Here is a 25,798-nt window from a genome sequence, read left to right as displayed (position 1 = left end):
CTCTCTTGGAATTTAGGCGCTCTTTGGGATCAGACGCTCTTTGGGATCAGATGCTCTTGGGGATCAGGCTTTCCTGTCATCCGGCTTGGCGCCGAGATTTGGAAAGAGCTGCATGATACCGCCGATGCAAGCGAGGTAAAGCCCGGTGACCGTGATGCCGATCTTGGTGAAGACGCTCACCTGCTCGCCCAAGACGCCAATCTGATCGTAGAAGGCGGCGAGCGCTGCCTGCGCCAGGGCCAGCGCTCCGAAAGCGCACCATAGCAGCGTCATGCCAAGGTTGATCGGCCGCAGCCGCACCACCCGCACCGGATGGATGAAATTGATTGGCACAAACGTCAGGATGCCGGCCACCACGACCACGGCGAAGGAAACCCATTGTCCCGGCTCGATGACGAACAGCGTGAACACCACCATGTTCCAGACTACCGGAAACCCTTTAAAGAAATTCTCCTTCGTCTTCATGCCGGTGTCGGCATAGTAGATCGCGCTGGACACGACGATGATCGCCGCTGACAGGAACGACAGGCCCTCACCCATGAAGCCGCGCTGGTAAAGGGCGAAGGCCGGTATCAGCACGTAAGTCACGTAGTCGATGATGTTATCGAGGAGTTCGCCCGACCATGTCGGCAGGATTTCCTTGACATCGAGCTTCCTGGCGATCGGCCCGTCGATGCCGTCGACGAACAGCGCCAGCCCCAGCCACCAGAACATCGCCGTCCAGCGCTGCTCGCTCGCAGCCACCAGCGACAGGAACGCCAGGAACGAACCCGACGCGGTCAGCAGATGGACCGAAAACGCGCGCGCCTGCGGCCACGTGACTTTCTTCTTTGGCCTCGGAATCCTGTCCGTGATTTTCCTGGCCGTTGTTTTTTTGCTCACGGGCCCCGCCAGTCCAGCTTGCAGATTTCGGCCGAGCGGCCGGCAAAATTCCAGTTGCGGCCGAAAGCCCGCATCTTGCTCTTGTCGGATCTGGCCACGATGATTTCCGGTGCGATCCAGTACTCCGAATTGCTGATCACCGTATCCTTGTCGCGGTCCTTGCCTGAGATCGGCGTCACCGCTCCGTCGATGATCTTCGGGATCTGGAAGATACGCGTCCTGTCACGCGTCTCATAGGTGATCGGCGCTTGCTCGACGCCGAGGAATTTTCCGACCAGGATGGAAAGCAGCGAGGTGGTTCCGCCGGCCTTGCCGGTGAAAATCCTGGTCAGCGCCTTGACCGCGTAGACTGAGGCGCGCTTGTCGATGAACAGTCCGGCGGTCCAGTTGCCACGGCTCATATAGCCGGGGATTTCCATGACCAGCCCAAGATTGAGGCCGGACAGGTCGACCTCGCCGAAATGGCCGGCATCGATGCGGAATCCGGCCCACGTCTGGCAATATCCCTCGGTCGGCGGATGACTGCCGAGAGACAGCACGCAAGGGCAAAAAACTGTGCAATTGCAGGAGAGCACCAGCTCTCCTTTCATTGCCCAGCTTTGATCTGCCATTGAATTCTCTCCCCTCATGCCGAGACTACTAGCAGGGCGGTTGCCCAGACAAGCAGTATCGCACCGGCGATCCGGGTTGGCAGCCTGCTCGCCCCCTGTTTTTCAATCAGCGTGAACAGGCCGATCAGCGCCATCCAGAACACGTTCATCACACCGACGGCGAACATCACCAGCATCAGCGCCCAGCAGCAGCCGAGGCACCAGACACCCTGCTCCATGCCGAGCCGGAAAATGCGGCCTGGCTTCGCGCTCCAATTCGAAAACAGGACCGCGAACGGGTTTCTGCACTTTGTCAGGCAGGCTTCCTTCAGGCCGCTGAACTGGTAGAGGCCGGCAATCGAAAGCGCGGCGGCTCCGGTCGCTCCAACCACCGGATCGAGCATCTGCACAAGTGTGGCGAAGGCGTTAACGATGAGCGTCAGCACCGCGAAGGCTGCCGACGCAACAAGCCACACGCTAACGTATCGGGCGATCAGGATCAGCGGATGGACGACCGGTTCGCCTTTGATCCGCGCCGTATCGGCGATCTCGCAATAAGTGCGGATCATCGGCGCCGCTGAGGGCAGCATGGTGGCAATCGCCATCAGGAACCACATGATGACAAGCGCGCTGCCCTGTGCGCCGACGCCCCCGTCGAGCGGCGCGGGTGCAAGACAAAGAGTGAAGAAGCGTTCGAGAAAATCCGGCAGTGGCAGCCGCGGCAGATTTCTGAGCATCGTGTCGCCGGGTGCATCGATACCAGGAATCCGGCTTTCCGCGCCACGTATCGCCATGGCGCCAAGAAGCAGCCACGCCAGGAGGACGCCCGCGCCCAAAACGAGGGTCACCGCCAGTCGAGGATTGCGCGAGATGCTCGCCGTGACACGGCCGACACGGTCGAGATGGCTGAAATCATGGTTTTGGCCGGTCATGGCAAATCGAATGGGCCGAATCGCCGCGTTGATCAAGCCGCATGATCTGACCTATATGCTCGTCAGGTCGGAGCGACCGCCTCGCCTCGCAACCGGGAAGCCGAATTTGGACCATCGGGAGACAGCACGGATACTGGTTGCCGGCAGTGGCCCGGCAGGGCTGATTGCAGCGCTTGGCTTCGCAGATGCTGGCTTTCCCGTGACGCTCGTCGGACCTGAGGCAAATGGCCAAGACGGCCGCACGACGGCCTTGATGGACCCGGCCCTGAAGATGCTTGAAAGGTTGGGCGTCGTCGACCAGGTGAGATCCCGGGCCGCACCGCTGAAGGTGATGCGCATCGTCGACGCAACCAGCCGGCTGATTCGCAGCCCGGTGGTCACTTTTCGCGCCAGCGAAATCGGCGAGGAGCAGTTCGGGCTGAACCTACCCAACAGCGCACTCAACCCCGCGCTTGCCGGGGCCGTTGCCGCGCATTCGGGTATCGAATGGCGAAAATCGATGGTGGAGACCTGGCGCCTCGACGCCGAGCATGCCCATGCGATCCTGCCTGACGGCAGTGAGATCGCAGCATCGCTGGCGATCGCTGCCGACGGGCGCCTGTCGCCGGCCCGCGAGGCCGCCGGCATCTCGACATCCGCCCGGTCCTATCCGCAGGCGGCATTGGTTCTCAATTTCAGCCACCGCAGCGACCATGCTTTCACCTCGACCGAATTCCACACCGAGACCGGCCCGTTCACCCAGGTTCCCCTACCCGGCAACCGCTCCAGCCTTGTCTGGGTTGTAGAACCGGAGACGGCCAAAGAACTCGCCGCCCTGGACGACGCGACGCTTTCGACCCGGGTCGAACTGCGGATGCAATCGATGCTCGGCCGGGTGTCTGTCGAACCAGGCCGGCAGATCTACCCGCTTTCGAGCGTGACGCCGCGATGCTTCGCGCGCAACCGAGTGGCGCTTGTCGGCGAAGCCGCCCATGTGTTCCCGCCGATTGGCGCGCAAGGTCTCAACCTTGGCATCAGGGATATTGACGATCTGATTGAGATTTCTTGCGAAAACAGGGCTGACCCAGGCGCCGTCAAAGCACTCGCTGCTTATGATTTCAGGCGTCGACCCGACATTCTGGCACGCAGCAGTGCGGTCAATCTGCTCAACAAGTCGCTGCTCTCTGACATGCTGCCGGCCCAGATGGCGCGCAGTGCAGGCCTCGGCGTGCTCGGCGGCTTCGCGCCGCTTCGCGCCTTTTTCATGCGCGAGGGCTTGCGGCCCGGCAGTGGTTTTGCAGCGCTCACCGGCGGCTTAAGGAAACAAGTCCGGCGGTAGTACGCCATGGCGGATCATGTAGAGCAGCCCGGTCACCGTCACGACCGAGAGGCAAGTGGTGATCAGCACGCTGGCCGAGGCCCGCTGCACCCAGACGCCATATTGTTGGGCTATGACGAAGACATTGGTTGCGGTCGGTAATGCCGCCAGCAGTACCGCCGAAAAGATCCAGGTCTCGGAAAAATTGCCGATCCAGCTCAGAACGACATAGCAGAGCAACGGGTGAAGGATCAGCTTCAGCGCAGCGATCAACGCCAGTTCGTGCGGGATGCGATTGGGTGGTCTGAGCGCCAGGGTGACGCCCATCGCGAACAGCGCGCAAGGTGCCGCAGCCCTCGAAAGATATTCGAGGAAGCGCTCTGCCGGCACAGGCGGGCGAAAACCGATATAGGCGGCGCCTACGCCCAAGGCGGTCGCGATGATGAACGGATGCAGGACGATCTTTCGCAAAACGCCCAGGATGAGCCGCGATGGCGACGTCTTGTCGTCGCCGGCCAACGCCATCATCATCGGCGCGACGGCGAAATGCAGGATGTTCTCGAAACAGAAGATCAGGGCTACCGGCACCGCCACCTCCTCGCCGAAGGCCAGCAATGCAAGCCCCGGCCCCATATAGCCGATATTGCCGTAGGCGGCGGCCAACGCCTTGATGGTCGATTGCGCTATCTCGCCTCTCGATGTCAGCGCCGACCATGCGAACATCAGCGAAAAAACCGTGTAGGTGGAGAAGACCGAGCCGAAGATGAAGCTCCATTCGGTCAGCCGCTCGAACGGCGTCTTGGCAAGCAGTTGGAAGAACAGCGCCGGGAGCGCGACATAGACGATGAAGGTGTTCATCCAACCGAGCGCTTCCAGCGGCTGCCCGGTGATACGCGCCACCAGGAAACCTATGAAAATCAACCCGAAGAATGGAAGAACAAGACCGATGACGTCTGACATTTTGCGCTGACACTAACCCTCGGGCGGGGCTAGCCCGTAGCTTGACGGCGCGTCAAGCGCTTCGGCATTGAATTGATGCAGCGTTTGCGTCAAATAGAGGTAGGTATCGGCCCTAAAGTCGGGCTCGATTTTTTGTTGCGTAACGGGTAAATTTCAAGGTCCTAGAGAGTCATTGGCGCATTCCAAGGACGCGCGGCACTCTTAGGACTTAGTGGTGAGTACGATGAAAACAGCCAAATTCTCGATCGGACAGGTGGTTCGCCACCGGCTGTTTCCGTTCCGCGGCATCATTTTCGATGTCGATCCGCAATTCGCCAACACCGACGAATGGTACGAGGCGATCCCCGCGGATGCGCGGCCGTGTAAGGATCAGCCCTTCTACCACTTGCTCGCCGAGAATTCGGAAACGGAATACATTGCCTACGTGTCTGAGCAGAACCTGCTCGAGGATCAGTCTGGCGAACCTGTGCGGCATCCGCAGATCGGTGAGATGTTCGACAAGAGGCCCGATGGGCGCTACGAGCCGAGACGCCAGTCAAGACATTGACGTGACGGGATTACGGGCCTGGCTTGGGTCAAGAACGGTCGGCCAGAACAAAAAAGCGGGGCATGACCCCGCTTTTTCTGAGTTATTTGGCCCTGAGGCGATCAGTTGGCGGTTTTCGCCTTGTCCTGCTCTTCCTTGAGCTTCTTGGCGAAGTCCTGATTGTTCTTGGCCACGAAGTCCTGAAGTTTCTTTTGCCGATCCTCGATGTCTGACTGCTGCAGCGGCGGCCCGTCAAAGGCGCCGCTGAAGCCGGTCAGCGCGATCTTGATCGGGTTCGGCTGGTTCTGGAAATTGACCGAGGTCAACGTCAGGTTGGAACCCTTCTTGAAGGAGGCGACGAGCTGGTCGGTCAACGGTACTTCCGCCACGCAGCGGTCGGGGAAGCAGATCACGTAATCGAGCTTCTGCGCCTTCCCGGTATCGATCTGAAGGCCAATGCCGGGAGGAACCAGGCGGCCGGTCGGAACCGTTACCTGGAACACCTTGCGGTTCACCTTGCCCTTCAATTCGATCAGGCTAACGCCGGTGACGAGCTGGCCGTTACCGGCGGTGGTGATGTTTTGAACGTTGCAGATATCGACATCTTCCTGCTTGGTGCAGGCTTTGAACCAGCCCTGCGGAATCTGCTGTTGTTGCTGCGCAAACGCAGCGGGAAGTTGTGCGCCCAGAAAGCCGACCACGCCAGCGGCCAGGACCGACAGGCGGTACGCGTTGCTGTTCAGGCTCGTCATATCGTGCACTTCCTCTCAAATGATCCCGGGACCGGCTTCTTCGCGCCGTGTGGTCCAGCTACCTGTTGCCAAAATGAGGCAACAGAATGACTCGGACGGCGTGTTACACTGCAAGCGGTGCCGAATCCAGCCCGCTACCCGCAATTCTTGAACTGGCGATTGGCCGTAAGGCGACCGGCTCATGTTAGGGTGCGCTCCGAATCATCAAGCCGACCCAGTAAGGAGACGGTCATGGGCCGCGTTCTTGTTTGGCTGATCGCCGCGATCTCGTTTGCCAGCCTTTCGCCCCCGGCAGCGCTGTCGGAGCCGAAACACGCGATCGCCATGCAGGGCGAGCCGGCGCTGCCGGCCGACTATGCGCATTTCAACTACGTCAATCCCGATGCGCCCAAGCGCGGCAGCATCACCTATTGCGGCGTCGGCAGCTTCGACAATCTCAACCCGTTCATCCTGAAAAGCCTGCGCACGACCGCCCGCGGCGTGATCGATAGGATCTTCGGGAATCTCGTCTTCGAACCGTTAATGCAGCGCAATGACGACGAAGCCTTTAGTCTTTATGGCTTGCTTGCCGACACTGCCGACATGGACCCAGAGCGCAAGAGCATCGAATTCCACCTCGATCCGCGGGCCAAATGGTCGGATGGCCAACCGGTGACTGCGGAAGACGTTCTGTTCACTTACGACGTGTTTACCGAAAAAGGGCGGCCACCTTACAGCGCCCGTATGAGCATGGTCGCCAAACTCGAAAAGACCGGCGACCGCAGCGTGCGCTTTACATTCAATGACAAGGCCAACCGTGAGACTCCGTTGATTATCGCGATGACGCCAATCGTACCGAGGCATGCTTTCGACAAAGAGACCTTCGACAGGACCACGCTGAAACCTGTGATCGGCAGTGGCCCATACACCGTGGCGCAGGTGGCGCCCGGCCAACGCATCGTGTTCAAGCGCAACCCAAATTATTGGGGCAAAGACATCCCTGCCAAGCGCGGTTTCGACAATTACGACCAGATCACCATCGAGTATTTCCTCAACGCCAACGCCAAGCTGGAAGCTTTCAAGAAAGGCATCTGCGCCATCGATGATGACAGCGATCCCGTCAAGCGTGAGCGCGATCTCGACTTCCCGGCCTTCCACAAGGGCGATGTGATCGCCGAAACATTCGACACCGGCATCCCACCAGTGGTGACGGGATTCCTGTTCAACACACGGCTGCCGAAATTTTCCAATCCGGTCGTTCGACGCGCGCTCGGCATGCTCTACGACTTCGAATGGGCCAATAAGAGCTTGTTTGGCGGCAAGTACATGCGCACCATGAGCTATTGGCAGAACTCCGAGCTTTCCGCGCTCGGTCATCCGGCCGACGACAAGGAAAAGGCACTTCTGGCGCCCTACCCGGATCGTGTGCCGGCCGATGTCATGGACGGAACCTGGCGGCCACCCGTCACCGACGGCTCGGGCCAGGACCGCAAGGTGCTAAAGGCCGCGTACGACATATTGAAGGGCGCGGGCTATACTTTGCAAAATGGAGCGATGCTCGATCCAGAGGGCAAACCCTTCGGCTTCGAGATCCTGACTGCCTCGCAGAACGAGGAGCGCCTTGCCACCATCTACCAGCGCACGCTGGCGAAGATCGGTATCGATGTCGCCATCCGTAGCCTTGACGGCGACCAGATCCAGTCGCGCAAGCAACGTTTCGATTTCGAGGTGCTGATCGGCACCAGCGGCTTCGAGAACTCGTTATCGCCCGGCATCGAGCAGCTCGGGCGCTGGGGATCCGCTGCCGCCAACGCCGAAGGGTCATTCAACCTCGCCGGCGTCGCCGATCCGGCGGTGGATGCCGCACTTGAGGCGATGCTCGACGCCCGCAGCCGCGAAGACTACGTTGCCGCCGTCCGGGTCCTCGACAGGTTGCTGATCTCCGGCAACTACATGGTTCCGATGCAGCACAACACGCAGCAATGGCTTGCCTACTGGAACTACCTGGAACATCCTGAGAAGACGCCCATATCAGGCTATCGGCTGCCAACGTGGTGGCGCAAGGCGAACTGAACACGATCCGAACCGAAGGTCCGCGTCAGCAGAAACTGGAACCTCGGTTTGCATGCCGACCTCCAGATGAGGTCATGCTCAAAAGAAATGTCTCCCCTCCTGACAGGAGATCGCGATGAGCGAATTGAACTCCATTACTGTCGACGTCGTGTCCGACATTGTCTGCCCGTGGTGTTTCATCGGCCAGAAGCGGCTCGACAAGGCGATTGCCGCGGCAAGCGATATCGACGTGCACATACGCTGGCGGCCGTTCCAACTCGACCCGACCATCCCGCCCGAAGGCAAGGATCGCCGCGAATACATGGTGGCCAAGTTCGGCAGCGACGAACGCATCCGCGAGATCCATGCCCGGATCGAGCCGCTGGGCGAGGCCGAGGGGATCAATTTCGCCTTCGCCGCCATCAAGGTCGCGCCCAACACGCTGGACGCGCACCGTGTCATCCGCTGGGCTGGAGCTGCCGGCGAGGCCGTGCAGAACCGGCTGGTGCGACGTCTGTTCCAGTTGAATTTCGAGGAAGGCGCCAACCTGGGCGATCATGTCGTGCTGATCAAAGCCGCCCGCGAGGCGGGCATGGACGCATCCGTGGTCGAGACGCTTTTACCGACGGACGCCGATGTCGTGGCGGTCCGCACCGAAATCGCCACCGCTTCGCGCATGGGCATCACTGGCGTGCCGTGCTTCTTGCTGGAGGGCAAGTATGCGGTGATGGGTGCGCAGGATGCCGATACGCTCACGGACGCCATTCGCCAGGTTGCGGCGGCCAAGGCGCGGGGTGAGCTGGAGAAAGCGGACTGAATAGACGCTACCCCACCGCCACCTTGGCGCTGCTGCCAACGCACGTTTCCGGTCACTTTTCCGACCGTCGCCAAGTCAACGTGGCAACAGAGATGTGTCGAAGACGGCACGTTTTTGCGCGCTTGCGTCCTCCCCAACATAAAATCAGCTGATCGACTTTGCACAAAGTTGTGCAAAAAAGCTTCCCCTAGGGAAGGTAAAGGCGCTCGCCTATGCGAGCCGTACAAGCTACTGAAATTATTTAGATAATATGCCTTTTGGAACGTCACCGCATGACGTTGCGATGCTGAATTCTGTTGCCTGACGGCAACGGCAAGAGGTTCAATCCCCCGGCAGGCCAAGAAAAGATAATGGAAAATGATCAATTGGTGTTACTGTCTGTAACAAAACTAAAAGAGGTTTGGGCGGATAGTGATTCGGGTCGGCAGACCAGAGCGACATTCAATATCGGAAAAATGGCTCCGCGGCGCCGCAAGGTCTCCGCTCCTGACACCGGTTTCCTCGATGCGCAGCTTCTGGGGACTGATGCGGGCCTACTGGTTCTCGGACCGCTGGGTGGAGGCCTGGACACTGACGCTGGTCATCGCGCTGTTCACCGCGCTCTCCAGCAAGGCCGGGGTCTGGTTCGCCGAAGCGTCCGGTGAACTGGTCAACTCGATTGCCTTCTACCATGATGCCGCGAACACCACGCCGCTCGCGTCGCTGCTCACCAACGCCGGCATACTTATCCTTCTGGTCGTGCTCAAGGATGCGGGCTTTACCGGCATCCGCACCTTTGTGTCCGCGACGCTGCATCGCAAATGGCGCGGCTGGCTGGACAGCCGTTTCAACGAAGCGCTTCTCGACACCAACCATACGCATTTCCACGCCCAGCACGGGTCCTCCGGCACGGCTGCTCCCGACAATATCGACCAGCGCGTCCAGGAATCGATCAAGGACATGACCGGCGGAGCCATCGGCCTCGCCATGGGGGTCATGGCTGTCGCCACATCGCTCTATTTCGTCGGCCAGAAACTGCTTGAAACCTCGGTAGAGGTGAAAGGGTTGGAATTCCTCGGCAGCTATGGCAGTGCAGTCCTGGCTTTCCTGGCGGTCGCCATATACGTGCCGCTGAATACATGGATCGCGGTCAAGCTCGGCAGACTGCTGGAACGGCTCAATATCATGATGCAGCAGTCCGAAGGCAGTTATCGCGGCGAGCTGACGACGTTCCTGCGCCGCAGTTTCCACGTCGCCGCCTCACAGGGCGAGAACGTGCAAAAGACGATGCATAACCGGCTTTATGTAGACATCGATCGCACCTGGGCGCGGCTGAACATCGTCAACACCAGCTACCGTTCTTTCGAGCTGGTCTACAATTTCATCGGTGCCCGCATTGTCGCCTATGCGCCGGGCCTCGTGCCCTACATCCACAACCGTTTCGATCTCAAGGGCTACATAACCGGCTCCGAGATGGTCAACTCGCTGATCAGTCAATGCTCGTGGTTCATCCACGTCATGCCTTCTATCGCGGCGCTGCGGGCCAACAGCCAACGCGTGACCGAGCTCGCCAACGCGATCGAAAATGTCCAGCATCCGCAGGAATTCTACAGTCTCACCGGCTGCTCCGATTTCCGTTACGATCGCCAGAACCCGGTTTTCGGCCTGACTATCCAGAAGCTGGAGCTGACCCATCAGGGCGAGGACGCCACGCCGTTCCTGAGCGCTGCGAATTTGCGCTTCCGACGCGGCGAGTGGACGTTCCTGAAGGGCGAATCGGGCTGCGGCAAGACATCGCTGATCAAGGCTATCAACGGTTTGTGGCCCTATGGCCGCGGTACCATCGTCTTCCCGGAAGGGGTCGAAAGTTTCTATGCTGCCCAGGAGGTCAAGCTGCAGCAGGTCTCGCTGAAGCAACTGGTCTGCCTGCCCGGCTCAGAGCACGATCACACCGACACGCAGGTTGCGTCGGCTCTGCACAGAGCGGGCCTTGGCGATTTCATCGAACATATGGCCGATGAAACCCGTGAGGGTATGAACTGGGACCAGGTGCTTTCAGGCGGGCAGAAACAGAAGCTGGTTGTCGCCCGCATCGTGTTGCAGCAGCCAGGGCTGCTGTTCCTCGACGAAGCGACCGGCGCCCTCGATCCCGAAGGGAAGATCGCTTTCCATCAGGCGATCAAGGACCATTGTCCAGACGTCACGGTGATCTCGATCATGCACGAGGCCGTGCCGCCAAGATCGCTTTCAGGCGCCGAATTCTACCACAGCATCGTTACCATTGCGGACGGTGTCGCGACCAAGAAGCCGCTGGCGCCGAGCCTGCCGGTCGAGCTCACCACCATCCTCGCGCATCCAAGGCCGGTCGAGGAAAAATGGCTGCGCTTCCCTCGCCGCATGAGGCAGAAATAGCGGCGACAAGATCGCTGCTCGCCGTTGCGCTTCACCCGGGTCGGTGATCCAATTTTCAATGCCGCCGGTGATCCCGCCTTGCCGGCTGCAGAATGCCCGTTGGCGACGTTGCGGGTAAAACGTCAGACGCGCTCGCCGTTCTTCACCCGGTAGGTCGGCTTGTACATGGTGACGAGTTCTTCCGCCGCGGTCGGGTGCACGGCCATCGTGCGGTCGAAATCATCCTTGGTCAGGCCCGCCTTCAGCGGAATGCCGAGAAGCTGCGCCATCTCGCCGGCATCCGGCCCGAGGATATGAGCGCCGAGCACTCTCTTCGAGGCGCCGTCTACCACCAGCTTCATCAGCATCTTTTCGTCGCGGCCCGACAGCGTGTTCCGCATCGGCCGGAATGTCGCACGGTAGATATCGATGTCGGGAAAGCGCTTTATTGCCTCGTCTTCCGAAAGGCCGACCGTGCCGATTTCGGGCTGGGAGAAGACCGCGGTGGCGATCGTATCATGGTCGGGCGCGGTCGGATTGTTCTTGAACGCGGTCTCGACGAAACACATCGCCTCGTGGATCGCCACCGGCGTCAATTGCACGCGGTTGGTGACGTCGCCGATCGCCCAGATGTTATCGATATTGGTGCGGGAATATTTGTCGACATGGATCGCGCCGGTCTTCGACAACTCGATGCCGACACCTTCCAGGCCCATATTCTCGGTGTTGGGCAGACGCCCGATGGCGAGCATGACCTGATCGATCGTCATCACCTCGCCCCCAGTGATGACGGCGTCTAGCCGTCCGTCCGGGCGCTTCCTCACCCATTCGGATACGGCATGGCAGAGGATCCTTATCCCCTTCTTTTCCATTGTCTCATGCAGCATGCGCCGCAGATCCATGTCGAAGCGAGAGAGGATCTCCTTGCCGCGATAGACAAGCGTGGTGTCGACACCGAGGCCGTGGAAGATGTTGGCGAATTCGACGGCAATATAGCCGCCGCCTTCGATCATGATCGCCTTCGGCAATTCCTTGAGGTCGAAGGCTTCATTGGAAAAGATGCAGTGTTCATGGCCGGGCAGAGCGGGGTGCGGTGCCGGGCGACCGCCGGTGGCGATAAGAATCTGATCGGCGGTGACGGTGCGATCCTCGCCGAGAAGATGCACCGCATGAGCATCGACCAGCATGGCGCGCGACTGAAACGTCTCGCCGCCGGCGCCTTGCACATTCTTCCTGTAGATAGCCTCCAGCCGGCTGATCTCGCGATCCTTGTTGGCAACCAGTGTCGGCCAGTCGAAACTCGCCTGCGGCACCGTCCAGCCATAACCGGCGGCGTCGGCAAAGTGTTCGGGAAACTGCGAGGCATAGACATAGAGCTTCTTTGGCACGCAGCCGCGTATGACGCAGGTGCCGCCATAGCGGTATTCCTCGGCAATGCCGACGCGCCTGCCGAGTGCCGCCGCCACGCGCGCCGCCCTCACCCCGCCGGAGCCGCCGCCGATAACGAAAAGGTCGTAGTCGTAACCGGCCATGGTGCGGCTCCTTGCCCTTCAAATTTCTGAGACAGGTAGGCTGCAAACCATCAAAAGAAAAGCCCGGACCACTACGTCACGCATGCTGTCGGATGCGCAATAGAGACCGGGCTTCCGGTCCAGCAGCGATAACGCCGCCGGAAATATGCTCAGTTCTTCGGTGCTTCCGGCTGCGCACCATCGGCAGGAGCCGCGGCATTTGCCGGTGCTGCGGCCTTTGCTGCCGCGGCCAGCGTTTCGCCGACCTGCTGGGCGAGATCGCGAGCGACGCCGTTCTGCCAGATATCGGCGGCCTTGAGCAGTTCACGCGTCACGGCCGGGCCGCTGTCGAGCAGCTTCTTGCCGGTATCGGAATTGTAGAAAGCGGCGATTTCGGTAAGCTCTTTTTCGGAAAACACCTTGGCATAGGCCATGGCTGCTTCCTTCTCGAGATCGGCACGGCGCGAGGCCAGCGCCAGCGCCTTTTCGCTGATCGTCCTGCCGATCAGCTCCTGCATATCCGGGTTCTTCTGGATAAGCTGCTGCTGAAGCGCGGCGGCTGCCTGCGGCAGGATGTTGTCGAACGGGTCCGTCGCGTGGATCGCCGTGACCGCGGCGCGCGCCGCCTTCAGATGCCCGTCGGTGACGTCCTGCGAGAACGCCGGCGATGAAAGCGCAAAGACGGCTGAAGCTGCCAGAACGGCAGAAAAACGGCGAACCCGGTTATGCAACATCATGGTCGATAGAACTCCCTGGTTTTCGGGCGGCAAGGACGGTTTGGATGCCGTCGCCGGCGATGATGGCCGCGGATGCAAGCCCGATGAAAAGACCATGCTCGACCACGCCTGGAATGGCATGGAGAGCATTCGAAAGCGCTCTTGTATCCGGAATGCGGCCAAAAGATGCATCGAGGATAAAATGGCCGCCGTCTGTAACAAAAGGCTGGCTCCCCGTCATCCTCAATGTGACCGGACCGGAAAGGCCGAGCCTTCCGGCTGCCGCGGCGATCGCGATTTCCGTGGCGCGCAGGCCAAACGGGTTGACTTCGATGGGCAGTGGAAAACGGCCGAGCGTCTCGACCATCTTGGAACGGTCGGCAATGACGATCATACGGGCTGAAGCCGCCGCCACGATCTTCTCGCGCAGCAGCGCACCGCCGCCGCCCTTGATCAATGTCAGCGCCGGATCGATCTCGTCGGCGCCGTCGATGGTAAGGTCGAGTACGGGTGTTTCCTCCAGCGTCGACAGCGGCACGCCGAGCTCGCCGCAAAGGATGGCGGTGCGCTCCGAGGTTGGCACGCCGATAATGGTGAGGCCCGTGGCGACTTTTCCGGCGAGCAGCCGCACGAACTCTTCGGCCGTCGAGCCGGTGCCGATGCCAAGCCGCATCCCGTCGCTCACATGGGCAAGCGCTGCACGTGCGGCTTCGACCTTCAGTTGCCTCGCATCCATGCCGTGTGTCGCGCCCCAAGATTTGTTTGGGCGCTCCTACCATTTTTGCCAGTCCGATCAAAGACCTTGACTGTGGATTGACTGAGCCGGCTTGCCTGAATGGATCGCAGCGGCTATCGCCTGCCAACGACGCAATCGCCACAGGATAGGCCATGACCCGACCGATCATCGTGTTCGACCTCGACGGGACGCTGATCGATACAGCGCCGGATCTGCTCGACAGCCTCAACCACAGCCTTGCCGCCAGCGAACTCGCAGCCGTCGACGACGTCGGCTTCAGGCGCTTCGTCGGCCATGGCGGGCGAGTGATGATCGAGCGCGCGCATGCCGCGCAGCAGAGATCGCTGGAAAGCGCGGAGCAAGACCGGTTGCTGAAGCTGTTTCTCGATCATTACACCCATAACATCCCCGGCAAATCACGCCCCTATCCCGGCGTCGTCGAGACGATCGCGCGATTCGAGGCAGCCGGTTATCTCTTGGCCGTCTGCACGAACAAATACGAAGCCAACTCGGTGGCACTGATCGAGGCGCTCGGCCTGGCGAAGCATTTCGCTGCGATTTGCGGTCAGGACACGTTCGCGTTCCGCAAGCCCGACCCGCGCCATCTGACCGAAACAATCGCGCTGGCCGGCGGCGATCCGCACCGCGCGCTGATGGTGGGTGATTCGCAGACCGACATCGATACGGCGAAAGCCGCCGGCATTCCCGTGGTGGCGGTCGATTTCGGCTACACCGACCGCCATGTGCGCGAATTCGAACCTTCGGCGGTGATCTCGCATTTCGATGCGCTGACACTTGGTCTGGCTGAACGCCTGATTGCCGCTGCGGGGCACTGAGCGACGGCGACCAGGTCTTCGGCAGGACGGCAGGACATCGCCTTGACTTCCCTGGCCTGCCCCCCTTATATCGCGGCGCGCTTGGCCTTCGGGCAACGAGCGGGCGATTAGCTCAGCGGGAGAGCACACCCTTCACACGGGTGGGGTCGCAGGTTCAATCCCTGCATCGCCCACCATCTTTTCAAGCACTTAGCCATACCGCTTATCCTTCGCGTACAGAAACCGTACAGAAACGGGCGTCAGTTGAATCCTTCGATCCAGCGGCGCACAGCGTCGGGGTCGCGGGCGATATTCATCATGCCGAGGAAGAGCTCCGGCGGAACCTTCGTCTAGGGTGCTTCCCCATGTCAGAGCCATTGAGGCAACAGCAGTCTGCATATTGAACGCAGCCCGGGAGAAAGTTGACGGACGACGAAATCGTCCTAGGTGAGCTGCTATCTCAGTGATTGTACCGGGAATTGACGAGAGGAAATCGCCGTCGACCTCCTGCTCCGACCAAGGTGAAACAGCGCAATTGCAAATGCTCCCGGCTTCCGCAAACATTGCTGAACCCCATCAAGGGCCAGTAGCGGCCGACCCGAAACTAGGACGCTGGCTTCCGGCCCCGTGTCCTGGCGGCCCTTGAGGATGACCTTGAGTGCAGAAGCGTCCTTAAGTCAAAAGGGAGGAACGGCCAATGAATCTGACAAAACACCTCGCCGGCGTGGTGATCGCGTCTACCTGCCTGTGTATGCCCGCGCTGGCGCAGACGAAGTTGACCATGTGGTATCACGGCGCCGGCAACCAGGTGGAGTCGCGAATCCTCAACCAGATCGTCTTGGATTTCAACACCAGCCAGTCCGACTGGACGCTGGCCATCGAGAGCTTTCCAGAGAAGAGTTATAACGATTCAGTCGCGGCCGCTGCCCTAGCAGGCAACCTGCCCGACATCCTGGATGTGGATGGCCCCATCATGCCCAATTGGGCCTGGGCAGGCTATCTGCAACCGCTGCCGATCGACGAGAGCGAGTTCGCCGACTTCCTGCCCGGCACCAAAGGTGTTTGGAACGGCAAGCTCTATTCGGTCGGTCTGTGGGACGCGGCGGTGGCGCTTTTTGCTCGCCGATCGACGCTGGACGAGCTGGGCCTGCGCACCCCGACCCTCGACAAGCCTTGGTCGAACCAGGAATTCATGGCCGCGCTCGATGCCGCCAAGGCCTCCGGCAAGTATGAATTTGCCCTTGATCTCGGCATGAACGATCAAGCCGAATGGTACTCCTATGCCTTCTCGCCATTCCTGCAGAGCTTCGGCGGCGACATTGTCGACCGCTCGACCTACCGGACCGCGGAAGGCGCGCTGAACGGCGAGGCTGCACAGGCGTTTGGCAAGTGGTGGCAATCGCTGTTCACCGGAGGCTATGCGCCTGGCACCAGCGAGGATCCCGCCGATCAGCAGACCGGCTTCATCGAGGGGAAGTTCGCCTTCCAGTGGAATGGCAACTGGCGCGCGGTGGAGACGATGGAAGCCGTGGATGACGTTGTCTTCCTTCCAGCACCCGACTTCGGCCAAGGCAACAAGATCGGCGCGGGCTCATGGCAGTTCGGCATCTCGGCCAAGTCAAAGTATCCCGAAGGTGCTGCCGAGTTCATCAAGTTCGCCGCGCAGGACAAATATCTAGCCGCCTTCTCCGACGGCATCGGCCTGATCCCGCCCACGCCCTCGGCGGCACAGATGACAAAGAACTACAGGGATGGCGGCCCGCTCGCCATGTTCTTCGATCTCTCCAAGGCACAGGCGCTGGTGCGCCCGGTCACGCCGGGCTACGTGGTCCAGGCCAAGGTCTTCACCAAGGCGCTGGCCGACATCGCCAATGGTGCCGATGTGGCCGACACGCTTGATGCGGCGGTCGACGAGATCGACGCCGACATCGAAAGCAACCGCGGCTACGGCCATCGGTAGTTCTGTCGCGCCGGGGTCCTCGCCAGCCGCGGACTCCACGCTTTCTGGCTTGCTGGGCGGATATCGCAAATGGCGTCGAAACTAACCCTGTCGAACCGGACGGGCTGGACATTCGCCCTGCCGGGCTTCGCACTTATCCTCACATTCATCGTCCTGCCGTTTTTCTTCGCGATCGGTCTCTCATTGACAAATCAGCGACTGCTGTCGCCGAACCCCACCCAGTTCGTCGGGGTGGAAAACTATCGTCAGCTCCTGGGCTTTGCAGTGGTGACCCTCGAGCCAGAGCGCGACGATGCTGGCGAAGTGGTCCGAGACGAGGCCGGCGAAGTCCAGTATCCCCGCCTGCGTGCGATCACCCGTAGCGACGACTATCCCCAGTATCGTGGCATGCGTGAATGGTTTCGCTGGCAGTCCGGCGAGAACGCCATGGTCGTCATCGCCCGCGACGTTGTGTTCATGAAGGCGCTGGTAAACACCTTCCTTTTCGTCCTGGTCGTGGCGCCGATGCAGGGCGGCCTCGCGCTGACGCTTGCTTTGCTCGTCAACCAGAAGCTCAGGGGCATCAGCGTATTCCGGACCATCTACTTCATGCCGGTGGTGGTCTCCATCGTCGTGGTCTCGCTCCTCTGGCGGTTCATCTATGACGGCCAGAACGGGCTGTTGAATAGCATTCTCCACGGCCTCAGCTTCGGCCTTTTCCAACCCGTCGACTGGCTGGGTAAAGCCTCGACTGCGCTGCCTGCGATCATGGCCATGTCGATCTGGCAGGCGGTCGGCTTCCATATGGTCATCTGGCTGGCTGGGTTGCAGACGATCAGCCCCACGCTTTACGAAGCCGCTGCGATCGAGGGCGCTTCGAAATGGCAGACCTTCCGCTATGTCACCTGGCCGGGCCTGCGCTACACCGCCGTGCTTGTCCTTGTCGTGATCACCATGCAGGGCTTCGCGCTCTTCGCCCAGATCGACGTGATGACCAATGGCGGTCCGCGAGACAGCACCCAGACCCTCGTCTTCCAGGCGGTCGAGCGCGGTTATGGCAAGCAGGACATTTCGGGCGGCTCGACCATCTCGGTCATCCTGTTCGCGATCGTGCTAGCGATCTCACTCATCCAGCGCTGGCTGACTCGGGAGCGTTAAGATGGCTTTTAATCCCGACAATTACGGCCTGAGGCTCTTCGTCCGCTATCTGGTGCTGTGCCTGATCGCGCTGATCTTCCTCTTTCCGCTCGTGTTCATGATCAACTCGAGCTTCAAGCCCGACAATCAGCTCCTCGCGGACACCTCCAGCCTGCGCGCCTTCCTGCCCGTGGGGGACATTAGCCTCGACAACTATTTCGGAGCGTTCCGGCGGGCCCCGGTCGGCCTGTTCGTCTTGAACTCGGTTCTGGTCACCGGAGCGACCGTGCTTCTGTCCTTGCTGATCTGTTCGCTGGCCGCATTCTCCTTCGCTTTCCTGCGGTGGAAGGGACGCGATGTGGTGCTCTCGATCGTCATCGCCACGCTGATCATCCCTTTCGAGACCATCGCTATCCCGCTCCTGCTCCTGGTCTCGAAACTGCCCTGGATCGGGCTCGAGGGGCTGCAATGGGGCTGGCTGAACACCTACCGGGTGCAGATCATCCCGTGGATCGCGGACGGGCTGACGATCTTCCTGTTCGTGCAATATTTCAAAGGGCTGCCGGGCGAGCTGGTCGAGGCGGGCCGGGTGGAGGGCGCGAGCTGGTGGCAGATTTATTATCGTATTGTCATGCCGCTTTCAGGGCCGGTTCTGGCGACCGCCGCCATCCTGAAGTTCCTCGTCATGTACAACCAATATCTATGGCCGCTCATCGTGGTGCAGCAGGAAAACCGCCGCCCGGTCATGGTCGGTCTCGGCTACTTCTTTCAACTCAACGTGGCCTGGGGCGAAGTCATGGCGTATCTCACCCTTATCACTGTCCCGGTGCTGATCTTCTACCTCCTCCTGCAGCGCGCCTTCATCGCATCGATCGCCTCGACCGGTGTGAAGGGGTGAATATGGCCCTCGTGCTCAAGGACCAGCGGATCTGGGTCAGTGGCCCATGACGGCATGTGCTGGCAGCCCCGAAGAATCAGGAACAGGAGCCATCGCTCATGGCTGAGGTCTCGCTCAAGGGCATCAAGAAATCCTATGGCCGCGTCGACGTCATCAAAGGCGTCGATATCCACATCAACGAGGGCGAATTCGTCGTCTTTGTCGGACCGTCAGGCTGCGGGAAGTCCACCTTGCTGCGCGTGATCGCCGGACTCGAGGACGTAACCGAAGGTACCCTCGAGATCGGAGGCCGGGTGGTCAACGAGCTTCAACCTAGGGAACGCGGTGTTGCGATGGTGTTCCAGAGCTACGCCATCTTTCCGCACATGACCGTGCGCGAGAACATCGCGTTCGGTCTTACGATCGCGGGTGCTTCCAAGCAGGAAAAGCAGCAGAAGGTCGCCGAGGCCGCACGCATCCTGCAAATGGAACATTTGCTCGACCGCCGCCCAAGTCAGCTTTCGGGCGGCCAGCGCCAGCGAGTGGCTATCGGGCGCGCAATCACCCGGAAACCGGCCGTATTCCTGTTCGACGAGCCGCTCTCCAATCTCGACGCCGCGCTGCGCATGGATATGCGGATGGAAATCGGCCGGCTGCGCAGGCAACTGGGCACAACGATGATCTATGTCACCCACGACCAGGTCGAGGCGATGACGCTGGCCGACAGGATCGTCGTCCTGAAGGACGGTCAAGTGATGCAGATCGGAGCGCCGATGGAGCTCTATCACGAGCCGGCCAACAGGTTTGTAGCCGGCTTTCTGGGAGCCCCGTCGATGAATTTCCTGAATGTCGACGTCCTCGACCTCGATGGAGAAGCGGCAACGGTTGGCAACCAATCCCTGGAGCCGATCACGGTAGCGACCAAAAGACGCCCTTTCCGGAAGGGCGGTAAGGCCATACTGGGCATCCGTCCGCAGTATCTCCGGGCGGTGCAATCTGGAAAAGGCATGCTGCATGGTGTCGTGGCACATGCCGAGCGGTTGGGCAACGAGACGGTTGTGGACCTGACACTTCGCGACGATCGCGAGCTCATTGCAGCCTTCAATGAAGACAAGATCTTTCAACCTGGTGACGTTCTGGAGCTCGCGTTCGACCCGGCCCTGGCCCATCTCTTCCCCGAGGAGGAGTGATCTGCGATAGTTGCTCCGTAAACGTGGGCAGCGACAATGCGATGCATCGGGCGTGATTCGCGCGGTTGGATGAGTGTGCATTCCGGAAATCCGGAACAAACCTGCAAGGCCGCGAGTTTCTGCTCCTCCAACAGTGAGGGAAGCCATGTCCAGATTTGTTTTGGCGACAGGTGTCGTAGTTCTCTTTTTGGGTGAACCGGCACTTGCCGCGGACGAAAGCCCGTTGCCGCCGCCGAATGCCAGGAAACTGTCTGAAATCATCGCCAAGGTCGAGCAGCGCAACGACTTTCGCTACGTCGACGAGGTCGACTGGGACAGCGGCGCCTACACCGTCACCTACTACACAACCGACAAGGCGAAAGTCGAAATCACCTATGATCCCGTGACTGCCGAGCCGAAATAGATCGGGGCCTCCGGGCGATACATGCGGCCGACTTCCCTTGAAGCGTCCGGAACAAACCAAGCTGGAGCGCAGCTTGGTTTGGCGAAAGTTCTATCTGTTTCGGGCCTCCCTCGCAGCCGTTTTCCGCAGGTTGGGTTCCTCAGCTTGCCGGCGAGCGCACCGCTTCGGTGCTGTCCAGCGCCTGCTGCAGCCGCGTGTCGCGGTCATAGACGTCATGGAAGTATTCGACATTGCCGGACATATCAGGCCAGGCGGTGAAGTAGGCGACATAGACCGGGATCGTGCGCGCAACCTTCTCGGTGGAATGTCCATGCTTCAGCTTCTCCGCGATATAGTCGACCGAGGTGCCGAGCACGGCCGCCGCCATGCCGCGCGGATCCTGCAGGCGAACGCAGCCATGGCTGAGTGCGCGCATGTCACGCTGGAAAAACGACTTTTGCGGCGTGTCGTGCATGTAGATTGCGTGCTTGTTGGGGAACAGGATCTTCAGCTCGCCCAGCGCATTGGCCTCGCTCGGCAGCTGGCGCACACCATAAGGTATCTTCGCCCCATAGGCGCCCCAGTTGACCGAGGAGGAGGGAATGCGCTTGCCACGCGCGTTGACCACTTCGTAGCCGGCACGGTCGAGATAGCCGGGATCCCGGCGCAGCCGGGGCAGCATCTCGTTGACGAGGATCGACTGCGGCACGCCCCAATAGGGATGGAAGTCGACCTGCTCGAGTTGATCGTAGAAGAATGACGTCTGGTTGGCGGCCTTGCCGATGACGGCGCGGGTCTTCAGCTTCTCTTCGCCATTTTCGATGTAGCTTGCCGTGAACGCCGGCTGGTTGATGAAGACGCGCGGACTGCCTAGATCGGATGGCAGCCAGCGCAACTCTTCCAGCGCGACCTTTACTTTCTGGATCTTGTCGACCTTGGACGTTCCGGCCAGCGCCGCCACGGTTCGCGGACCGATGACGCCGTCGCCCTTCATGCCGGCCTTCTTCTGCACCGCCTTGATAACCGGCACCAGTTCCAAGTCATAGACTTCGCTCGTGGCGAGCCGGGCTAATATCTCGCCATAGGCGCCACCCATCTCGTCGTCGAGGTTGCGCGCGATCTTCGCCAAAAGCTTCGGCAGTTCGGGGCTGGTCTCGCTTGGCTTCAGCAACAGCTTGGGATCGACGACTATCTCGTCTTCGGCGCTGGCCTGAAGCGATTCCAGTTCGACGCGCAGCGCCTGATATTCCACGTTCTGCGGATGCCGTGATTCGAGATAGGTGCGCGCTTGTTGGGTGCGTGCCAGCGTTTTCAGCACGCCTTCCATGTCGATCGGCTTAGCCGGAAAATCATAATATCCGGTCATGCGATTGGGGTCGACGCGGCCGCTTTGCGCATCATGCACATAGCGCAGGACGCGCGCCGACAGTGCCATCTCGAAGCGGACGAGCCCCTTCAGCCGCGCATCGGCGTCGCTGGTCGATGCGCTGGCGGCGGGCACTTCCACCGTGTAGTCGGCAGGTGTGAGGCCATAGCTCGCCGCCTCGCCAAGCACCCGCACCGCATCTTGCGCGCGGCTGTTGGCACTGGTTCCCGCTACCCAGATAAAATCAGGATTGGCCGAGTAATAGGCAACAAGCGCCTTGGCGATGTCTTTTTCGGCATAGAGTTCGAAGTCACCAAGGCCGGCGATCGCTTCGCGGAAGGCGGCGCCAGTGACTGAAGGTGGAGTGGCGGAAGACGGCTGAAAGGCGGCATCTTGTGGCACTGCCGGCTCCGGCGTTACCGCCAGCGTCGAGAAGTCGACACGCACCAGTGGATCGCTCTTGTAGGTGTAATAGGACGGGCTGCTGATTTGGACGGCACCGCCCCCTCCTCCGCTGCGCTTGTTGCCTGCGCCTCGGGAAACGGCCGGCGCCTTTGCGTTTGGCTTAAATCGTGACTTCTGCCTTGACGGCGGCGGGGGAAAATCACCTTGCGGCGTGTGCCGGATGCCGCCGCCGAAAAGCCTCTCGAAAAGCCCTTGCGCGTCTGCCTGCGGCATGCCGAAGGCCAGCATAGCCGCGATCACCGCAAGCGGCATCACGGTTGCTTTGTTTCCGAGGAATTTCATCGATCACCCGCTCCGGCTGCAACCGGTTCCCGTTCCGCACCGCCCATTTTCGAGCCGCTTGACGGTCTCGCCCACCGTATGACGGGTGTAAGACGCGACTATACTGATTCATACCGATTTCGTTAAGCTTCCATAAATTTTGGAAAGTCTGTTGCAGAACAGTTTCACAACACCGTGACGTCAGTAGCGACTTGATTCCGCTCCGGTTCCGGGAATTAGTGCACGGTTCAGGCGTTGGCGCCACCGTCGATAGTCAGTGCGGCGCCTGTCACGAAGCGCCCTTCGGGACCTGCCAGCCAGGCGACCATGCCGGCGATCTCTTCAGCTTTGCCGAAACGAGGCGTTGCCATCTTCTGCCGCTGGTGCTCAGCGTGCGGGCCACTGGCCGGGTTCATATCGGTATCGGTCGAGCCCGGATGAACGACGTTGGCGGTGATGCCGCGCGAACCGAGGTCACGCGCCAGTGCCTTGGTCAAGCCGACCAATGCCGCTTTGCTGGCCGAGTAGGCGCTAAGGCTGGTGTCGGTGACGCGCTCGGCCAGATTGCTGCCGATAGAGATGATCCTACCGCCCTCGCCCATATGCACTGCTGCTGCCTTCGACGCCACGAAAGGGGCTCTCACATTGACCTCCATGGTTTCGTCGAAGTCGGCGAGCGGCAATTCATCGATCGGCGCGGCGCGCCAGATGCCGGCGCTGTTGACGAGGATGTCGAGCCGCCCGAAGGCCTTCACCGTCTCGCTCACCGACGCTTGGATTGCGGTGGCGTCGCGATTGTCGGCTTTGATGGCAATGGCGCGACCGCCGGTCGCCTGGATATCCTCGACGACAGCGCGGGCCTGCTCCCCGCCATTCACGTAAGTGAGCGCGACGCTGGCGCCGTCGGCCGCGAGCCTTCGCGCAATCGCTGCGCCGATGCCGCGGCTGCCGCCGGTGACGAGCGCGACCTTGCCGTTCAAGCCTTGCGATGACATTTATTTCTCCATTTTTGTAATGATCGGTACATAAATTTCTGGCAGCCTTGCCGGAGTGTGTCAACTGATTTATGTATCAATCGATACAGAAAGGGTGCCATGCCAGTACGAGGTCGCCCCCGCACCTTCGACCGAACCGCTGCCCTGCGGCGCGCGATGGAGGTGTTTTGGGCCAAGGGCTATGAGGGCGCGTCGATCAGCGACCTGACCTCGGCGATGGGCATCAACTCGCCCAGCCTCTACGCCGCCTTCGGCAGCAAGGAAGCGCTCTTTCTCGAAGCGGTCGAGCTCTACACGCAGGTCGAAGGCACCGATATCTGGTGCGCACTGGAAAAGGCACCGACGGCGCGCCAGGCGGTCGAGCGTTTCCTGCGCCAGACGGCCAAGGCATATTCGCAGACCGATCGTCCGCAAGGCTGCCTGATCGCGCTCGGCGCGCTGCACCAGGACTCAAGCCGCGGCGCCATCTGCGATGACCTGCGCCGCCGCCGCGCCGAAAGCCGCGCCGCCTTGCTCAGGCGGCTGAAACGTGGCGTGGCGGAAGGCGAATTGCCCAAAGATTTCGACAGCAGCACTGCCGCCACCTTCTACGCGACCGTGCAGCACGGCATGTCTATCCAGGCGCGAGACGGCGCATCGCGCGCCGCCCTTCTGGCGACGGTGGCCGGAGCTATGGCGGCGTGGAAGGTGATGGCGGCACGGACGCGGCGTGACAAATGCCGACCGTGATGAGGACCGAATTCCCTATCCGGTACGGAGAAACGAGATATTCCTGATCAATGCAGCAGCGACGGTGCTCGGCGTTCGGCAATGAAGCCGATCGCACGCTCGACCACGCCCTTATCGGCGAGAATGCGGCGATGGCCGAGTCCGTCGGCCCAGTAAAGGCTGACATGGTCTCCGGCGCCGGCATAGAGCCTTGCGTGGTCGGGGGACACTTCGCGGTCGTCCGGCGCATGGATGACCAGCGTTGGCACTGGCGTATGGGCAAGCTGGCGGTCGCCGACGAATTCGTGCAGAGGCCGGCCTGCGATGCGTTCGACCCGGTCGGCCATGGCGGCCTGCGAGCGTGGGCCGACACTGAGCATGCGGCTGAAATCGTTGAAGATTGCCGGCAGGGAACTTGGCGCCGCGATCAGCACCAGCCGCTCGGCCGCCAGGGGCGGAATGTTCTTGACCGAACCGACGACGGCATTGGCGGCGACGGCGCCGCCGAAGGAATGTCCCACGACCGCCACGAACGGGCCGAACCATTCGCCGGTCAGCCGTGCGGCTTCGACGGCGCTGACCAATGTAAGCCGACGGCCCCGCGATTGGCCGTGGCCCGGCAGGTCGAGCGAGACAACCTTGTAACCGGCGTCACGATAGCCTTCGATCAGCGTGCGCATATATTCGGTGCGCGAACGCCAACCATGGATGACGAGCACCGTGCCAGCAGCCCGCCTGCCCGGCTCGGGCCGGAATTCATGCACCATGACGCAGCCGGTGCCGGTCCTCAGCCAATGATGGCGCGCTTCGGCCATGAAGCCGGCGGCGCGGTCGACGGCGCGTCGCTCGCCGTCGCTGAGGATCTTGGCGTTCGGCGTGCGGCAGAACAGTTCGAACGCCGCGCGCCCGGTAAGCCGCGGAGCTACGTGCTCGGCGGCAGCAAACACGCCCCGGATGACCTTCATTCCAAATGATGCCATAGTGGCGATCCATCCATTCGTTCAAGCATGAACATAATAGTTCAAACATGAACATTAAACAAGAGCTACCTTGGGACAACCCGCGTTTTCGCAACTGGGTCGCGGTGGCGCGTGCTTGCCATGTGCTGGAGCGCACGCTGGCGGTGAAACTCGCGCCACTGGACCTGAAGCCGGCGCAGCTCGACGTGCTGATGAACCTTTATCGCCATCCCGGCATGTCGCAGCACGATCTCGCCCGTCGGCTGCTGGTCGGCCGCTCCAACATCACCATGCTTTTGCCGCAACTCGAGACACGCGGCCTGCTGCGCCGCGAAGGCGACCAGAAGGACAAGCGGGTCCTGCGGCTGACCTTGACCGAAGCCGGCACGGAACTGCTGATGCAGGCGCTGAAGGTCCATATGGCGCTGATCGAGAAAGCGATGAGCCAGTCGACGCCGGAGCAATGCGACATGATCGGCGAACAGATGCGTAAGATTGCCGACGTTCTCAAAGAAGCGTGACCGGAGCATCGGACCCAAAAACCTGCCTTGGGCCTGACCCGAGGGTGGAAATCGGTTTGGAGC

At 60.9% G+C, this 25,798-nt stretch carries 24 protein-coding genes and 1 tRNA gene; 14 read left to right on the top strand and 11 right to left on the bottom strand.

The annotated features are described in order from the left end of the window. Window positions 1–63: 63 nt before the first annotated feature. Genes pcsA through NKH73_RS08335 form a run of 3 tightly spaced genes read right to left on the bottom strand, consistent with a single transcriptional unit; the run spans window position 64 to window position 2,404 of the window. Window positions 64–882, bottom strand: coding sequence for a phosphatidylcholine synthase (gene pcsA / locus NKH73_RS08345; RefSeq protein WP_352930231.1), 819 nt, complete (start codon window positions 880–882; stop codon window positions 64–66). Further along, window positions 879–1,493, bottom strand: a complete 615-nt coding sequence (locus NKH73_RS08340; protein ID WP_352930228.1) for a DUF1326 domain-containing protein — start codon at window positions 1,491–1,493, stop codon at window positions 879–881. Before NKH73_RS08340 ends, pcsA begins: the two co-directional genes overlap by 4 nt. 14 nt (window positions 1,494–1,507) lie before the next feature. Next, window positions 1,508–2,404 (bottom strand): DUF2182 domain-containing protein, encoded by an 897-nt coding sequence (locus tag NKH73_RS08335; protein ID WP_352930226.1) that lies wholly within the window; start codon window positions 2,402–2,404, stop codon window positions 1,508–1,510. A 106-nt stretch (window positions 2,405–2,510) separates the two neighbouring features. On the opposite strand from NKH73_RS08335, the gene NKH73_RS08330 reads away from it, so the two are divergent. Then, window positions 2,511–3,722: a UbiH/UbiF family hydroxylase gene (locus tag NKH73_RS08330; RefSeq protein ID WP_352930748.1), complete on the top strand. Its 1,212-nt coding sequence runs from the start codon at window positions 2,511–2,513 to the stop codon at window positions 3,720–3,722. Here the strand turns inward: NKH73_RS08330 and NKH73_RS08325 are convergent. Continuing rightward, on the bottom strand, window positions 3,699–4,661 hold the full coding sequence (locus NKH73_RS08325) for an AEC family transporter (protein ID WP_352930223.1): 963 nt from the start codon (window positions 4,659–4,661) through the stop codon (window positions 3,699–3,701). The two genes, NKH73_RS08330 and NKH73_RS08325, sit on opposite strands and share 24 nt — an antisense overlap. Window positions 4,662–4,884: 223 nt before the next feature. On the opposite strand from NKH73_RS08325, the gene hspQ reads away from it, so the two are divergent. Continuing rightward, window positions 4,885–5,208, top strand: a complete 324-nt coding sequence (gene hspQ, locus NKH73_RS08320) for a heat shock protein HspQ (protein ID WP_352930220.1) — start codon at window positions 4,885–4,887, stop codon at window positions 5,206–5,208. A 101-nt stretch (window positions 5,209–5,309) separates the two neighbouring features. On the opposite strand, the gene NKH73_RS08315 is transcribed toward hspQ, so the two are convergent. Further along, window positions 5,310–5,939 (bottom strand): invasion associated locus B family protein, encoded by a 630-nt coding sequence (locus NKH73_RS08315; RefSeq protein WP_095486806.1) that lies wholly within the window; start codon window positions 5,937–5,939, stop codon window positions 5,310–5,312. A gap of 231 nt (window positions 5,940–6,170) precedes the next feature. On the opposite strand from NKH73_RS08315, the gene NKH73_RS08310 reads away from it, so the two are divergent. From NKH73_RS08310 to NKH73_RS08300, 3 genes are all read left to right on the top strand, one after another. After that, window positions 6,171–7,991, top strand: coding sequence for an extracellular solute-binding protein (locus NKH73_RS08310; protein ID WP_352930216.1), 1,821 nt, complete (start codon window positions 6,171–6,173; stop codon window positions 7,989–7,991). Between the two features lie 115 nt (window positions 7,992–8,106). Continuing rightward, window positions 8,107–8,787: a DsbA family oxidoreductase gene (locus tag NKH73_RS08305; RefSeq protein ID WP_352930213.1), complete on the top strand. Its 681-nt coding sequence runs from the start codon at window positions 8,107–8,109 to the stop codon at window positions 8,785–8,787. Between the two features lie 504 nt (window positions 8,788–9,291). Next, window positions 9,292–11,178 (top strand): ABC transporter ATP-binding protein/permease, encoded by a 1,887-nt coding sequence (locus NKH73_RS08300; RefSeq protein WP_352930210.1) that lies wholly within the window; start codon window positions 9,292–9,294, stop codon window positions 11,176–11,178. Window positions 11,179–11,300: 122 nt separating this feature from the next. Here the strand turns inward: NKH73_RS08300 and gor are convergent, their stop codons facing one another. The 3 genes from gor to rpiA all read right to left on the bottom strand — a co-directional run bounded on the left by gor (window position 11,301) and on the right by rpiA (window position 14,120). Beyond that, complete coding sequence (gor, locus tag NKH73_RS08295) at window positions 11,301–12,689, bottom strand: glutathione-disulfide reductase (RefSeq protein WP_352930207.1); 1,389 nt, start codon at window positions 12,687–12,689, stop codon at window positions 11,301–11,303. 149 nt (window positions 12,690–12,838) lie between these two features. Beyond that, window positions 12,839–13,405, bottom strand: a complete 567-nt coding sequence (locus NKH73_RS08290) for a DUF2059 domain-containing protein (protein WP_352930204.1) — start codon at window positions 13,403–13,405, stop codon at window positions 12,839–12,841. Further along, window positions 13,392–14,120: a ribose-5-phosphate isomerase RpiA gene (rpiA, locus tag NKH73_RS08285; RefSeq protein WP_352930201.1), complete on the bottom strand. Its 729-nt coding sequence runs from the start codon at window positions 14,118–14,120 to the stop codon at window positions 13,392–13,394. Before rpiA ends, NKH73_RS08290 begins: the two co-directional genes overlap by 14 nt. A 152-nt stretch (window positions 14,121–14,272) precedes the next feature. On the opposite strand from rpiA, the gene NKH73_RS08280 reads away from it, so the two are divergent. The 7 genes from NKH73_RS08280 to NKH73_RS08250 all read left to right on the top strand — a co-directional run bounded on the left by NKH73_RS08280 (window position 14,273) and on the right by NKH73_RS08250 (window position 20,481). After that, a complete protein-coding gene (locus tag NKH73_RS08280; RefSeq protein WP_352930198.1) occupies window positions 14,273–14,956 on the top strand; it encodes a phosphoglycolate phosphatase in 684 nt (227 codons plus the stop codon). A 101-nt stretch (window positions 14,957–15,057) separates the two neighbouring features. Then, a tRNA-Val gene (locus tag NKH73_RS08275) sits at window positions 15,058–15,132 on the top strand. A 500-nt stretch (window positions 15,133–15,632) separates the two neighbouring features. After that, window positions 15,633–16,895: an ABC transporter substrate-binding protein gene (locus NKH73_RS08270; protein ID WP_352930195.1), complete on the top strand. Its 1,263-nt coding sequence runs from the start codon at window positions 15,633–15,635 to the stop codon at window positions 16,893–16,895. A gap of 69 nt (window positions 16,896–16,964) precedes the next feature. Continuing rightward, window positions 16,965–18,032: a carbohydrate ABC transporter permease gene (locus NKH73_RS08265; RefSeq protein ID WP_352930192.1), complete on the top strand. Its 1,068-nt coding sequence runs from the start codon at window positions 16,965–16,967 to the stop codon at window positions 18,030–18,032. A 1-nt stretch (window position 18,033) separates the two neighbouring features. Further along, the gene (locus NKH73_RS08260; protein WP_352930189.1) at window positions 18,034–18,909 is read left to right on the top strand and encodes a carbohydrate ABC transporter permease; all 876 of its coding nucleotides are present in this window, start codon (window positions 18,034–18,036) and stop codon (window positions 18,907–18,909) included. A 98-nt stretch (window positions 18,910–19,007) separates the two neighbouring features. Continuing rightward, complete coding sequence (locus NKH73_RS08255) at window positions 19,008–20,078, top strand: ABC transporter ATP-binding protein (RefSeq protein WP_352930186.1); 1,071 nt, start codon at window positions 19,008–19,010, stop codon at window positions 20,076–20,078. Between the two features lie 145 nt (window positions 20,079–20,223). Then, complete coding sequence (locus NKH73_RS08250) at window positions 20,224–20,481, top strand: PepSY domain-containing protein (protein WP_352930183.1); 258 nt, start codon at window positions 20,224–20,226, stop codon at window positions 20,479–20,481. Window positions 20,482–20,620: 139 nt separating this feature from the next. On the opposite strand, the gene NKH73_RS08245 is transcribed toward NKH73_RS08250, so the two are convergent. Beyond that, window positions 20,621–22,573, bottom strand: a complete 1,953-nt coding sequence (locus NKH73_RS08245; RefSeq protein ID WP_352930180.1) for a L,D-transpeptidase family protein — start codon at window positions 22,571–22,573, stop codon at window positions 20,621–20,623. 227 nt (window positions 22,574–22,800) lie between these two features. Next, window positions 22,801–23,547 (bottom strand): 3-oxoacyl-ACP reductase family protein, encoded by a 747-nt coding sequence (locus NKH73_RS08240; protein ID WP_352930177.1) that lies wholly within the window; start codon window positions 23,545–23,547, stop codon window positions 22,801–22,803. A 99-nt stretch (window positions 23,548–23,646) separates the two neighbouring features. Here NKH73_RS08240 and NKH73_RS08235 point away from each other — a divergent pair, with 99 nt between their 5' ends. Beyond that, window positions 23,647–24,276, top strand: a complete 630-nt coding sequence (locus tag NKH73_RS08235) for a TetR/AcrR family transcriptional regulator (RefSeq protein WP_352930174.1) — start codon at window positions 23,647–23,649, stop codon at window positions 24,274–24,276. Window positions 24,277–24,323: 47 nt separating this feature from the next. Here the strand turns inward: NKH73_RS08235 and NKH73_RS08230 are convergent, their stop codons facing one another. Continuing rightward, window positions 24,324–25,235: an alpha/beta hydrolase gene (locus NKH73_RS08230; RefSeq protein ID WP_352930171.1), complete on the bottom strand. Its 912-nt coding sequence runs from the start codon at window positions 25,233–25,235 to the stop codon at window positions 24,324–24,326. A gap of 47 nt (window positions 25,236–25,282) precedes the next feature. Between NKH73_RS08230 and NKH73_RS08225 the strand changes: the two genes are divergently transcribed. Continuing rightward, on the top strand, window positions 25,283–25,735 hold the full coding sequence (locus tag NKH73_RS08225) for a MarR family winged helix-turn-helix transcriptional regulator (protein WP_091590958.1): 453 nt from the start codon (window positions 25,283–25,285) through the stop codon (window positions 25,733–25,735). Window positions 25,736–25,798: the final 63 nt, after the last annotated feature.

It is taken from the genome of Mesorhizobium sp. M0938 (genome assembly GCF_040319125.1).
In the GTDB taxonomy this organism is placed as follows: domain Bacteria; phylum Pseudomonadota; class Alphaproteobacteria; order Rhizobiales; family Rhizobiaceae; genus Mesorhizobium; species Mesorhizobium robiniae.
This window is presented reverse-complemented; position numbering and strand designations above follow the sequence as displayed.